11 protein-coding genes are annotated in these 12741 nt (G+C 69.7%); 9 read left to right on the forward strand and 2 right to left on the reverse strand.

Features of this window, described 5'->3' with window-relative positions; translation table 11 throughout:
- Positions 1-181: 181 nt before the first annotated feature.
- From CKO33_RS03190 to nadC, 9 genes are all read left to right on the forward strand, one after another.
- A complete protein-coding gene (locus CKO33_RS03190) occupies positions 182-2452 on the forward strand; it encodes a mechanosensitive ion channel domain-containing protein (protein ID WP_200179234.1) in 2271 nt (756 codons plus the stop codon).
- A 114-nt stretch (positions 2453-2566) separates the two neighbouring features.
- Positions 2567-2902: a high-potential iron-sulfur protein gene (locus tag CKO33_RS03195; protein ID WP_200179238.1), complete on the forward strand. Its 336-nt coding sequence runs from the start codon at positions 2567-2569 to the stop codon at positions 2900-2902.
- A gap of 237 nt (positions 2903-3139) precedes the next feature.
- Entirely contained in the window at positions 3140-4765 is a 1626-nt protein-coding gene (locus CKO33_RS03200) for a thiamine pyrophosphate-dependent enzyme (protein ID WP_200179239.1), read from the forward strand.
- Between the two features lie 69 nt (positions 4766-4834).
- A complete protein-coding gene (locus CKO33_RS03205) occupies positions 4835-5341 on the forward strand; it encodes an indolepyruvate oxidoreductase subunit beta (protein WP_200179240.1) in 507 nt (168 codons plus the stop codon).
- On the forward strand, positions 5342-6676 hold the full coding sequence (locus CKO33_RS03210) for a phenylacetate--CoA ligase family protein (RefSeq protein WP_200179241.1): 1335 nt from the start codon (positions 5342-5344) through the stop codon (positions 6674-6676).
- A gap of 33 nt (positions 6677-6709) precedes the next feature.
- Positions 6710-7147, forward strand: coding sequence for an ACT domain-containing protein (locus CKO33_RS03215; RefSeq protein WP_200179242.1), 438 nt, complete (start codon positions 6710-6712; stop codon positions 7145-7147).
- A 17-nt stretch (positions 7148-7164) separates the two neighbouring features.
- Positions 7165-8475: a DUF3422 family protein gene (locus CKO33_RS03220; protein WP_200179243.1), complete on the forward strand. Its 1311-nt coding sequence runs from the start codon at positions 7165-7167 to the stop codon at positions 8473-8475.
- Positions 8476-8763: 288 nt separating this feature from the next.
- On the forward strand, positions 8764-10380 hold the full coding sequence (locus CKO33_RS03225; RefSeq protein ID WP_200179244.1) for a methyl-accepting chemotaxis protein: 1617 nt from the start codon (positions 8764-8766) through the stop codon (positions 10378-10380).
- A gap of 90 nt (positions 10381-10470) precedes the next feature.
- Positions 10471-11304 carry a carboxylating nicotinate-nucleotide diphosphorylase gene (gene nadC, locus CKO33_RS03230; protein ID WP_200179245.1) on the forward strand — a complete coding sequence of 278 codons (834 nt, stop codon included), beginning with the start codon at positions 10471-10473 and terminating at the stop codon, positions 11302-11304.
- Between the two features lie 45 nt (positions 11305-11349).
- Here the strand turns inward: nadC and mazG are convergent, their stop codons facing one another.
- Both mazG and CKO33_RS03240 read right to left on the reverse strand, forming a co-directional pair.
- Entirely contained in the window at positions 11350-12156 is an 807-nt protein-coding gene (mazG, locus tag CKO33_RS03235; RefSeq protein ID WP_200179246.1) for a nucleoside triphosphate pyrophosphohydrolase, read from the reverse strand.
- A gap of 6 nt (positions 12157-12162) precedes the next feature.
- Positions 12163-12729, reverse strand: coding sequence for a YfaZ family outer membrane protein (locus CKO33_RS03240; protein ID WP_242472443.1), 567 nt, complete (start codon positions 12727-12729; stop codon positions 12163-12165).
- Between the last annotated feature and the right edge of the window lie 12 nt (positions 12730-12741).

Consider the following 12741-nt stretch of genomic DNA (forward strand, 5'->3'; position numbering starts at 1 on the left):
CACCTCCCGGGGGTACCCCCTCCATACCCGCCCACAGACCGTTCGTCGCCTCCGCCTTTCCTTGAAGCCCTCGCCGGTGTTCATGCAAAGTGACACGCATACGAAATGCCGCTGGCCCGAATGCCCCCCCCGCCAGCGGCCCATCCAGATCCATCATCGCCACTCGGCCAAGGAGTTCAGGTTGAGACAGCCCGCATCATCCCGCCGGGGCATCCTGCCCTGGATCGCCGCCCTGCTGGCACTCCTTTGCACCGCCCTTCCCCTGCAGGCCCAGGAGGCCGCGCCGGGGGACAGCCGTCTCGCCGACCTGCTGGAGGATGAGGCGGCCCGGGAGGTCCTCATCAAAGAGTTGCGCCGTACGGCGGCGGAGGAGGACACGGCCGCCGGGGAGACCGGCGATGTGCCGCCGACCCGGCAGGTGGCACAGTGGACCCAGTCCCTGGCCGAGGGGGCGGTGGAGCAGTTCAACACCGCAATCCGGGCCACGCAGGCGGCCTGGGACGGGATGCGGGCCGCCGACCCCGTGGACCTGACGGTGAACACCCTGGAACTGGCGGGACTGATCGTGGCCACCCTGGCCGTGCTGTGGCTCCTCTCCCGCCTGGCCCGGCTGGCCTACCGTCGCCTGGACCACCACGCCCGCGCCCGCACCGGTCCCGCCGGGGTGGTGCGCCGGGTGACGGGCACCACCACCGCCCTGCTGCTGGACCTGGCCAGCGTGGCCCTGGCCTGGGCGGCGGGCCACGCCCTGGCCCTGTTCGTCACCGGCGAGGCCGGACAGATGACGGCCCGGGACAGCCTCTTCCTCAATGCCTTCCTTCTGGTGGAGCTGACGCGGGCGGCCCTGCGCCTGTTCCTATCCCACCGCTGGCCGGGTCTGCGCCTGCTGCCCCTGTCCGATGCCGAGGCCTCCGCCAGCACCCGCTGGACCTCCGGCATGACCGCCTTTCTGGGCTACGGCCTGCTCTTCGTGGTGCCGGTGACCGCCCTGCTGGTGGCCCCCGAACCGGCCCGTATCCTGGCGCTGCTCATCCTGGCGGTGGCCTACTACCGGGCGGTGGCCCTGGTGTTGCGCAACCGCAAGCGGGTGCAGGGCCGTCTGATGAAACTCGCGGAACGCATGGATTCCGGCTTCGGCCGGGTGGCCCTGCAGGGTGCGGGACGCATCTGGCATGGGATCGCCCTGGCCTATCTGACGGCCATCCTGGTGGTGGCCCTGGTCTTCCCCGGCCAGGCCCTGCCCTTCATGCTCACCGCCACGGCGCAGACCCTGCTAGCCAGTGCGGCGGGGATCCTGTTGTCCCTGCTGCTGGGCCGCGTGATCCTCAAGCGCATCCGCCTGCCCCAGGAGACCCGCGAGCGCATCCCCCTGCTGGAGGAACGGCTCAACGCCTATATCCCGGGGGTGCTCAAGGTCCTGCGCTTCACCCTGCTGGCCGTGGTGGCCGCTTTGATTCTGGATGCCTGGACCCCCTTCAGCCTGCCCGCCTGGGCGGCCTCCGACGCGGGCGGGCGCTTCATCGGCAACGCCGTGGCCGTGGCCCTGATCCTGGCCGGGGCGATGCTGGTGTGGCTGGGCCTGACCAGCTGGATCGAATACCGGCTCAGCCCCGCCACCGGGGACGGCGAGCCCAACGCCCGGGTGCGTACCCTGCTCACCATCTTCCGCAACGCCGCGGCCATCACCCTTGTGGTCATGACCCTGATGGTGGTGCTGGCCCAGGTGGGCATCAACATCGGCCCCCTCATCGCCGGCGCCGGGGTCCTGGGCCTGGCCATCGGTTTCGGCGCCCAGAAGCTGGTGCAGGATGTGATCACCGGGGTCTTCATCCAGCTGGAGAACGCCTTCAACGTGGGGGACGTGGTCACCGCCGGCGGCATCACCGGCACCGTGGAACGCCTCACCATCCGTTCCATGGGCATGCGCGATCTGTCGGGCACCTATCACCTGCTGCCCTTCTCCTCAGTGGACACGGTGTCCAACTACATGCGCGACTTCGGTTATCACGTGGGCGAGTACGGCGTGGCCTACCGCGAGGACACCGACGAGGTGTTGCAGCGTATGAACGAGGCCTTCGAGGAGCTGCGGCAGATGCCGGAGATGGGGCCCTATATCCTCGGGGATCTGGAGGTGCACGGGGTCACCGCCCTGGCGGACAGCGCCGTGAACGTGCGCGTGCGCATCAAGACCCGCCCCGGCATGCAATGGGCCGTGGGCCGGGAGTACAACCGCCTGGTGAAACGCCACTTCGACGCCGCCGGCATCGAGATCCCCTTCCCCCACATGACCCTCTACTTCGGCGAGGGCAAGGACGGCCGGGCCCCGCCGGCCCGGGTGCAGATGCAGGGCACGCCGCCGGCCCCGGCTTCCGGGGGACCGCCCAGCGCCGCGCCCGTGGAGGCCAATCCGCAATTCAGGGGGGACTTCGACGAGGAGGAACCGGCCGGCTGACGCGGCGCCGTTCATGGGGCGTTCAGGGAACGGGGCGGATACTGGCCCCGAGGTCCGGAAAACGGGCCCGGAAACCTGAAGAACATTCGCCCCCGCGGCGAGAAGGAGGACATCATGAACACCCGCGATACCCACGTCAGCCGCCGCCGTTTCCTGCAGCTGGGGGCCGGTGGCCTGGTGGCCGTGCCCCTGGCCGGACTGGGCTGGACCACGGCGGCCCAGGCCGCCGAGCTGGAACGCCTCTCCGAGGACGATGCCACGGCCCAGGCCCTGAGCTATACCCACGACGCCAGCGGCGTGACCCACGACAGCTACCAGGAGGGCAGCCGCTGCAGCAACTGCCTGCTGTACTCCAATCCCGATGCCAAGGATTGGGGTCCCTGCTCCGTCTTCCCCAAGCATCTGGTGGCGGAAGGCGGCTGGTGCACCGCCTGGGTGGGCCGCGGCTGAGGCGCCCCCCTATCCGGCCGGAAGGACACGGCCGCAGCGCACCGGGGCAGGGAGGCCCCGGCACCCTCCTTCGCGGGGAGGGACACCCCCTCCCCCACCCTGCCCCATCCCCCCATTTCACGACGCCCCGTTCGGGGGACTGGTCCCGAGGCGCGAATCATGTAGACTTGCGGGCTGCCGCCCGGGCTAGTCCATGCGCCTGTGCCGGGCTTGTTCATCCGAATCGGGCATCGACTGATGGCGACCAACGAACGAATGCTTCTCAGCGGCAATGAGGCGGTGGCCCTGGCCGCCCTGCACGCCGGCACGCACCTGGGCACCGGCTACCCCGGCACCCCTTCCACGGAGATCCTGGAGGCCCTGGACCAACTGGGTGGCCGCGCCCAGTGGGCCCCCAACGAGAAGGTGGCCCTGGAAGTGGCCCTGGGGGTGTCCCTCGCCCGGGGGCGCACCCTGGCGACCATGAAGCACGTGGGCGTCAACGTGGCCGCCGACCCGCTGTTCACCGCCGCCTACATGGACCTGGTGGGTGGACTGGTGCTGATCTCTGCGGACGACCCGGGCATGGCCTCCAGCCAGAACGAACAGGACAACCGCCACTACGCCCGCGCCGCGGGGGTGCCCATGCTGGAACCGGCGGACGCCCAGGAGGCCTACGACTTCACCCTGACCGCCTTTGAGCTCTCCGAGCGCTGGGGCATCCCGGTGATCCTGCGCATGACCACCCGCATCTGCCATGCCCGCACCCAGGTGTGCCCCGGCCCGGCCCGCCCCGGATCCCTGCAACCCGGCTTCCAGCGCGACATCCCCGGACGGGTCATGGTGCCCACCCACGCCCGCCCCGCCCATCGCAAGCTGCGGGGCAAGCTGGAGCAGATCGCCCGCTGGAACGACTCCGAGGGCCCGAACCGGGTGTACGACGGCGACCGCCGCCTGGGCATCATCGCCTCGGGGGTATCGGTGATGCACGCCCGGGAGGCCGCCCCCGGGGCCCGGGTCCTGTCCCTGGGGCTCACCTGGCCCCTGCCCATGGAGACCCTGCGCCGCTTCGTGGGCGGGGTGGACCGCTGCATCGTCATCGAGGAGGGGGACCACCTGGTGTACGAGGCCCTGCGCGCCGATGGTCTGGCGGTGGAGGGCAAGCCGGAGATGTACCGCTTCGGCGAACTGAACGTGCCCCGGGTGCGCCGCATCCTGGCCGGGGACACCTCCCCCGAGGCCGCCCCCCCCGCCGGCAAGCCCCCGGAGCTCTGCAAGGGCTGTTCCCACCGGGAGGTGTTCGAGGTGCTCGGACGCCTGAAGTACATCGTGGCCGGGGACATCGGCTGCTACACCCTGGGGGTGCTGCCCCCCTTCGAGGCCATGGACACCTGCGTGGACATGGGCGCCGCCATCGGCGTGGGCCTGGGGCTGCGCCACACCCTGCCGCCGGAGGAGGCACGGCGGGTGGTGAGCGTCATCGGCGACTCCACCTTCGTGCACTCCGGCCTCACCGGCATCGCGGAGATGGTCTACAATCCGCCGCCCACCGGCCATGTGGTCCTCATCGTGGACAACGACACCACGGCCATGACCGGCCGCCAGGAACACCCCGGCACGGGCCGTTCCCTGAACCACGCCCCCACCCAGAGGATGGACCTGGCCGAGGTCTGCCGCGCCATGGGGGTGAAGAACGTGCAGGTGGTGGACCCGCAGAAACCGGAGGACGACTTCGAAGGGGCGCTCAAGGCCCTCATGGAGCGGGACGAACTCTCGGTGCTCATCGCCCGCCGCCCCTGTGTGCTGGCGGCCCCCATGATCCGGCGCTACGAGCAGGCCGCCCGCGAGGGTGCCGCGGATCATGCGCAGGCCCCCACGCCCTGAGGGCACATGCCTGCCACGGCGGCCCCGCGGCGGGGCCGCCATTCCTTATCCATATCGGGAGGATCCGCCATGGCGGTAACCAATATCGTGCTGGCCGGCCTGGGGGGCCAGGGGGTGGTCACGGCCTCGGACCTGTTGTCCACCGCCGCCTTCTCCACCGGCCTGCAGGTAAAAAAGAGCGAGGTCCACGGCATGAGCCAGCGCGGCGGCTCGGTGACCAGCGACGTGCGCTTCGGGGAGGAGGTGTTCAGCCCCATGGTGCCCGACGGGGAGGCGGACTTCCTGCTGGTGTTCGAACCCTCCCAGGTGGAGATCAACCGGCACTGGCTCCGTCCCGGGGGCATGCTGATCACCCCCGACGACATTCCCGAGGGCAGCCTGCGCAACCGCAAGAGCCTGAACGTGGCCCTGCTGGGGGCGCTTTCGGTGCAACTGGAGTTCGATGAGGCCACCTGGATGCAGGCCATCCGCAGCCGCCTGCCCGCAAAGATCCATGCCATCAACGAACAGGCCTTCGCCATCGGGCGCGGGGCCGGTGAGCGGCTCGGCCGCGAGACACAGACCGAGGGGGTGTAGATGCTCAAAGAACGCTGGAACGATGCGGCCGGGGGGTTCCATCCGGCCAGCGCCCCGGACTTCCTCCCGCTGGAGCGGTTGCGGGAGGTGCAGCTGCGGCGCCTGCGGGCCGTGGTGCAGCGGGCCTACGACCATGTGGACCTGGTGCGCCAGCGGATGCAGGAGAAGGACATCACACCCCAGGACATCCGCGACCTTTCGGACATCGCCCACCTGCCCTTCACCACCAAGGCGGACCTGCGCGACACCTACCCCTTTGGCCTGTTCGCCAGCCCCATGGGGGAGATCGTGCGCCTGCACGCCTCCTCCGGCACCACAGGAAAGCCCATCGTCGTAGCCTATACCCGGGAGGACCTGGAGGTCTGGGCCGAGGTGATGACCCGCACCTTCGCCTCCTGCGGCCTGCACCGGGGGGACATCGTGCAGAACGCCTTCGGCTACGGCCTGTTCACCGGCGGCCTGGGGGCCCACTACGGCGCCGAGGCCCTGGGGGCCACGGTCATCCCCGTCTCCGGCGGCAACACCGAACGCCAGCTCATGGTGATGCAGGACTTCAACGTTACCGCCATGTGCGCCACCCCCAGCTACTTCCTGCACATCCTGGACCGGGCCGCGGACATGGGCATCGACCTGCGCGACCTGCCCCTGCACACCGGGGTCTTCGGCGCCGAGCCCTGGAGCGACGCCATGCGCCGGCGCATCGAGATGGAGGCGGGCATCCGCGCCTACGACATCTATGGCCTGTCGGAGATCATCGGCCCCGGCGTGGCCAGCGAGTGCAGCGAACAGCACGGCCTGCACATCTTCGAGGACCACTTCTATCCCGAGGTCATCGATCCGGACACCGGCGAACCCCTGCCCGACGGCGTGGAGGGGGAGCTGGTACTCACCACCCTGAGCAAGCAGGCCATGCCCATCCTGCGTTACCGCACCCGGGACATCACCCGCATCATCCCCGAGACCTGTGCCTGCGGCCGCACCACACGGCGTTTCCAGCGGGTGGGCCGCCGTTCCGACGACATGTTCATCATCCGCGGGGTGAACGTCTTCCCGTCCCAGGTGGAAGCGGCGCTGCTGCAGGTGGAGGGCACCCTGCCCCACTACCAGATCATCCTCACCCGCGACAACGGGCTGGACCAGATGACCGTGGAGGTGGAGGTCACCCCCGAGGTCTTCAGCGACCAGGTGCGGGCCCTGGAGGACGTGCGCGCCGCCCTGGCCAAGGCCATCGAACACATCCTGGGCATCCGCGTGGGGCTGCGTCTGGTGGAGCCCCGCAGCCTGGCCCGCAGCGAGGGCAAGGCCAGGCGCGTCATCGACCGGCGCGATATCTGACACCCAAGGGCCTGCACGGGAGCATCGAGACCCATGAAACTGCAACAGATCTCCGTATTCCTGGAAAACCGCTCCGGGCACCTGGCCGAACCCCTGGACCTGCTGGCCCGGGAGGGTATCAACATCCTCGGCCTGTCCCTGGCGGACACGGCGGAATTCGGCATCCTGCGCCTGATCGTGCGCGACTGGGGCCGCGCGGAATCCCTGCTGCGGGAGGCCGGGTGGGTGGTCAAGCTCACCGAGGTGGTCCCCGTGGACGTGGAGGATCATCCCGGCGGCCTGGCGGCGGTGCTGCGCAGCGCGGGCGAGGCGGACCTGAAGATCGAATACATGTATGCCTTCTCCCTGCGCCACCCGGGCCGGGCCGCCCTCATCTTCCGCTTCGCCGAACCCGACCGGGCCGTGGCCCACCTGACCCGGGCCGGTTTCCGGGTGCTGGAGGCGGAACCCCTGCTCGCCGCCGTGGAATGACGGAGGAAGTTCCGGCCATGACCACGTCCCTGCCCGTGAAGGAACACACCCTGCGACGGGTGCTCACCGGCGAACTCCACGCCCGCACCTTCGAGCCCATCCGGGCCCCGGCCCAGGTCTCCCACATGGCCTTCCTCTGCGGCGAGCGGGGCACGGGGGTGAACAACCGCCACCTGTGCCGCCTGCTGGAGCACTTCGGCGCGCCGGTGCCGGAGGAGCTGGGGCAGTATTACATGGCGGACCTGGGGGACATCCGCCTGCACTGGGAGCGGCACACCGAGTTCGTCACCTACACCTTCACCCGCTCGGCCCCCTTCGATCACCCGTTCCGGGACCCGGTGATCCGGCGCATCCCCCAGGACTGGCTGCAGGACTGCCCCGGGGAACTGGTGACCGCCGTCTCCCTGGCCATGGAGTCCGGGGACATGCCCGAACGGGACCTGCCGGAACTGTCGCGGCTCTTCGAGGGCAACATCGTCATCGGTTCCGAGGTGGTGGGCGGCAAGGGCCGGGCCTGGTCCGATCTGCGCATCCACGACGACGGCCTTGCCTGGATCCTGCTGCGCAACGACGGCCTCTCCGAAGCCCAGGCCGGGCGGCTGGTGAAGCGCATCCTGGAGGTGAACGCCTACCGCATCATGACCCTCCTGGGCCTGCCCATGGCGCGCAAGGCCAGCCGCTCCCTGAGCACCGCAGACCGCCGGCTGTCGGACCTGGCGGCCCGCATGGCCGACCCCGAGGCCCAGGAATGCGGCCATTCCCAGAGCGAGCTGTTGTCGGATCTGAGCCACCTGGCCTCGCAGATCGAGGCGGTGGCCGCCCAGACCACCTACCGGTTCGAGGCCTCCCGGGCCTACTACCGGGTGGTCAAGCAGCGCCTGGAACAGCTCCGCCAGCGGCGCATCGAGGGCCTGCAGACCTTCACCGAATTCCTCGAGGCCCGCCTGGCCCCGGCGGTGGCCACCTGCGAATCCGTGGGGGAGCGTCAGCGCAACCTGGCGGAGCGGGCCGCCCGCCTCACCGCCCTGCTGCGGGCCCGGGTGGAGGTGGACCTGCAGGCACAGAACCGCAATCTGCTGGAGTCCATGGACCGCCGCGCCCGCCTGCAGTTGCGCCTGCAGGATACGGTGGAAGGACTGTCGGTAATCGCCATCAGCTACTACGGCGTGGGCCTGGCGGGCTACGCCCTCAAGGGCCTGGAAGGCATAGGCCTACCAGTGAACCCCGCCCTGGGTATGGGGCTGGCCACGCCGCTGGTGGCCTTCAGCGCCTGGCTCTTCCTGCAGAAGGTGAAACGCCGCATCCTGCGGGACGAGAAACTGGATTGATCCCGGCGGTGGATGCCCCGCCCTTGATCCGGGTCATCCCTCCCCCCGCGGGTCCCTGGCAGGCTGGGTACCGGCCCGGGGGGCACTTCGCACCGGCGCAGTGCACGGGCCGGCACCATGGCAAGGCACGCGGGTTTCAAGATCGGGCGCGCGCGGCCGATACGGGATAAGCAAGCGGCGGACCGGCCCGCACACCACGGTGGTGGGGCAGGAGTTGAGGGGGAGCCCGTACGGGCCGCCGGGGCGTCCTGAACGCGCTCGAAAACACGTATCCTGCGGGGAACCGACATGCGACGTATCACTGATCTGCCCATCTGGGTCCGCCTGGTGGCGGCCCTGGGCCTGATCCTGCTCCCGGCCTGGGCCGGCATGATCTGGTGGGCCGTGCACGAACAACGCCAGACCGCCATCGAGCAGGCCGAGACCTTCACCGGCACGCTGCATGAGATGACCATGGCGGGGCTCACCACCCTCATGATCACCGGCACCACCCATCGCCGCGACGAGTTCCTGGACCAGATCGTGGAACTGCACAATGTGCGCGATCTGCGGGTGCTGCGGGGAGAGCCCGTCAGCCGGCAGTACGGCGAGGGGGAGGAGAACGAAATCCCCCGGGATGCCGTGGAGCGTCGCGTACTGGAGACGGGGGAACCCCATATCGCCCTCTCCGGGGACCGCAGCGAACTGCGGGCCGTCATGCCGGTACAAAACCAGAGCGACTACCTGGGCAAGAACTGCACCAGCTGCCATGCCATGGCCCAGGAAGGCGACATCCTGGGTGCGGTGAGCATGCGTGTCAGCCTGGAGGACGTCAACGCCGCCGTGGGGCGCTTCGGCCTCAGCATCACCAGCATCGCCTTCCTGGTGAGTATTCCCGTACTCCTGGTGATGTACCTGTTCACCGCGCGGGTGGTGACCCATCCCATGCAGCAGATGACCCGGGGCCTCAGGGGCATTGCCCAGGGGGATGGCGACCTCTCCCACCGCCTGGAGGTGAAGGGGAACGACGAGATCGGTCAGTCGGCCCAGGCCTTCAACGCCATGATGGACAACTTCCGGGACCTGATCGCCCGGGTCCTGGACTCCACCGCCCACCTGGCCCAGGCCGCCAGCGATCTGGCCGACATCACCGAGCGCACGGATGCCGGCGTCAGCAAGCAGCGCTCGGAGGTGGACCAGTTGGCCACGGCCATGAACGAGATGAACGCCACGGCCCAGGAGGTGGCGCGCAACGCCCAGCAGGGGGCGGACGCCACGGGTGAGGCCCAGTCCGCGGCCCAGGGGGGCAAGGAAGTGGTCTCCGGCACCATGGCCCGCATCGGTCAGCTGGCCGACGAGGTACAGCAGGCGGCCGACGTCATCCGGGAGCTGGACAAGGACAGCGATGAGATCGGCAAGGTGCTGGACGTGATCCGGGGTATCGCCGAGCAGACCAACCTGCTGGCCCTGAACGCCGCCATCGAGGCGGCCCGGGCCGGTGAGGCGGGCCGCGGCTTTGCCGTGGTGGCGGACGAGGTGCGCTCCCTGGCCAACCGCACCCAGAGTTCCACGGAGGAGATCCAGGAGATGATCGAACGCCTGCAGCAGGCCAGCCGCAGGGCGGTGACCGTCATGGAGGAGAGCAAGGAATCGGCCCAGTCCAGCCGTGACAGCGCCGCGGAGGCGGACCAGGCCCTGGACGCCATCAACAGCGCCGTGGCCACCATCAACGACGTGAACAGTCAGGTGGCCAGCGCGGCGGAGGAACAGAGCGCCGTGGCCGAGGAGATGAACCGCAACGTCACCAGCATCTCCGATGCGGCCGAGCAAAACGCCCAGGGGGCCCGCCAGACCACCGAGGCCTCGGAACAGCTCTCGCGCCTGGCCCGGGAACTCCAGGACCTGGTGGGCCGCTTCAAGGTGTAGCAGCCGGCACACGGGCCCGCGGCGGGAAGGCACGGATGAGCCCGCCGCGGGTTTGCGGTATGCTGTCGCCCCTTTTCCGAGGCCCTCAGCATGACCGCAACCATCCCCCCCGACCATGATGCCTGTATCCGCGCCGCCCTGGAGGAGGACCTGGGCAGCGGCGATATCACCGCCGGATTGATCCCGGAGACGGCCCGTTGCCGGGGCCAGGTGGTCTGCAAGGAGGCGGCGGTGATCTGCGGTCGCCCCTGGTTCGATGCCGTCTTCGCCCGGCTGGACCCCGCCGTGGCGATCCACTGGGCCGTGGCGGAGGGGGAAGCCGTCCCCCCCGGAACCCGCCTGCTCCAGCTGGAAGGCCCCACCCGGGCCGTCCTCAGCGGTGAGCGTACCGCGCTCAACTTCCTGCAGACCCTGTCCGCCACCGCCACCCTCACACGCCGTTACGTGGAGGCGGTGGCCGGTACCGGTGCCCGCATCCTGGACACGCGCAAGACCCTGCCGGGGCTGCGCCGGGCGCAGAAGTATGCCGTCACCTGCGGTGGCGGCCACAATCACCGCATGGGCCTGTACGACGCCATCCTGATCAAGGAGAACCACATCCTGGCTGCAGGGTCCATCGCCGCTGCCGTGGCCGCTGCGCGGCAGCGGGCCCCCGGGGTGACGGTGGAGGTGGAGACGGAGAACCTGGACGAGGTGGACCAGGCCCTGGAGGCGGGGGCCGATATCATCATGCTGGATGATTTCGACCTGGCGGGGATGGGCCAGGCGGTGGCCCGGGTAGCAGGCCGCTGCCCCCTGGAGGCCTCCGGCGGGGTGGACCTGGAGCAGGTACGGGCCATCGCCCTCACCGGGGTGGACCGCATCTCCGTGGGGGCCCTGACCAAGCACGTGCGCGCGGTGGACCTGTCCCTGCGGCTGGATTAGGAAACCGCCCTGCGGCCATCGGACCCGGACGGGCCCGTTCAGGCCTCACGCCCCCGCCCGCTTGGCCTCCTGCCACAGCCCCTCCAGGGCCTCCAGGGTCTGCTCCTCCGGTCGCTGTCCCTGCCGCGCCAGGGCGGCCTCCATGTGGCGGAAACGGCGTTCGAACTTGGCATTGCCCCGGCGCAGGGCGGCCTCCGGATCCACCTCCAGGTGCCGGGCCAGATTGGCCACTGCAAACAGCAGATCCCCCACCTCCTCCTCCATGCGGTCCTGGGCGCCGCCGGCGGTCATCTCGGCATGGACCTCATCCAGCTCCTCGCGGATCTTGTCCAGTACGGGCCCGGGGGCATCCCAGTCGAACCCCGCCCGGGCCGCCCGCCTCTGCAGCTTTGCGGCCCGGGTCAGGGCCGGCAGGGCCTGGGCGACGCCATCCAGCAGGCCGGGCGGATCCTGCGCCTGTCCCCGGCGCGCCGCCCGTTCCCGGGCCTTCTCCGCCTCCCAGGCGGCATGCTGCTCCGCCTCGGAGTCAAAGCGCTCCCCGGCGAAGATATGCGGATGACGGCGCACCAGCTTCTCCGCCAGGGTGGCGGCCACATCGTTGAAATCGAAGGTCCCCTGCTCCTGCGCCAGGCGGGCGTAGAACACCACCTGCAACAGCAGGTCACCCAGTTCGGCGCGCAGCTCCTCCATGTCCCCCCGCTGCACGGCATCGGCCACCTCGTAGGCCTCCTCCAGGGTGTGGGGGACCAGGGTGTCCATGCGCTGTTTCAGGTCCCAGGGGCAGCCGTGCTCCGGATCCCGCAGCCGGGCCATGATCTCCAGCACCCGGCCCATGGGTTCTTGTCCCGTCATGGCCCCTCAGAAGTCCAGGCGGACGCCGAAGTGGATATTGTCATCCAGCTCGAAATCCCCACCCCGCTCCAGGTCCGCCTCCATCAGGCGGTAACCGATGAAACCGCGGGCCCCCGGGGTCACCTCCAGTTCGTAACGCAGACCCAGGTCGTAGAAATCGTCCGCATCGCCGAAGGTGGTCACCTTGGGGGCGTAATGGGCGCTGGCGGAGAGGTACATGGGGGTGTTGGCGGGAATGGTGTAGCGCACCTCGCCCCCCAGGCCGATGGACTGGAAATCCCGGTCCGGCTCGTCCAGGAAGCCGAAATAGGCCTTCGCACCGACACCGAAGGTGAGGGGCCGCTCCCCGGCGGGGACGCCGGCCACGCTCAGGCCCGTGCTCAGCATCAGGTCGTCCTCATCGTCGAAGAATACCCCCAGGGACATCTCCGCCCCGCCGAACCCGATGCGCTCGGAACCGGTCAGGTAGGTGAACTGGGCCGTCTCCTGGCTCAGATAGGCATCCAGGGTATCCGCCGCCGCGGGGGTCATCGCACCCATCAGGAAGGCCATCGCCAAGGCACGTCTATACATGATCTCTCCTTC

Origin of the sequence: Ectothiorhodospira mobilis, from assembly GCF_016584115.1 — a bacterium.
Classification (GTDB): domain Bacteria; phylum Pseudomonadota; class Gammaproteobacteria; order Ectothiorhodospirales; family Ectothiorhodospiraceae; genus Ectothiorhodospira; species Ectothiorhodospira mobilis.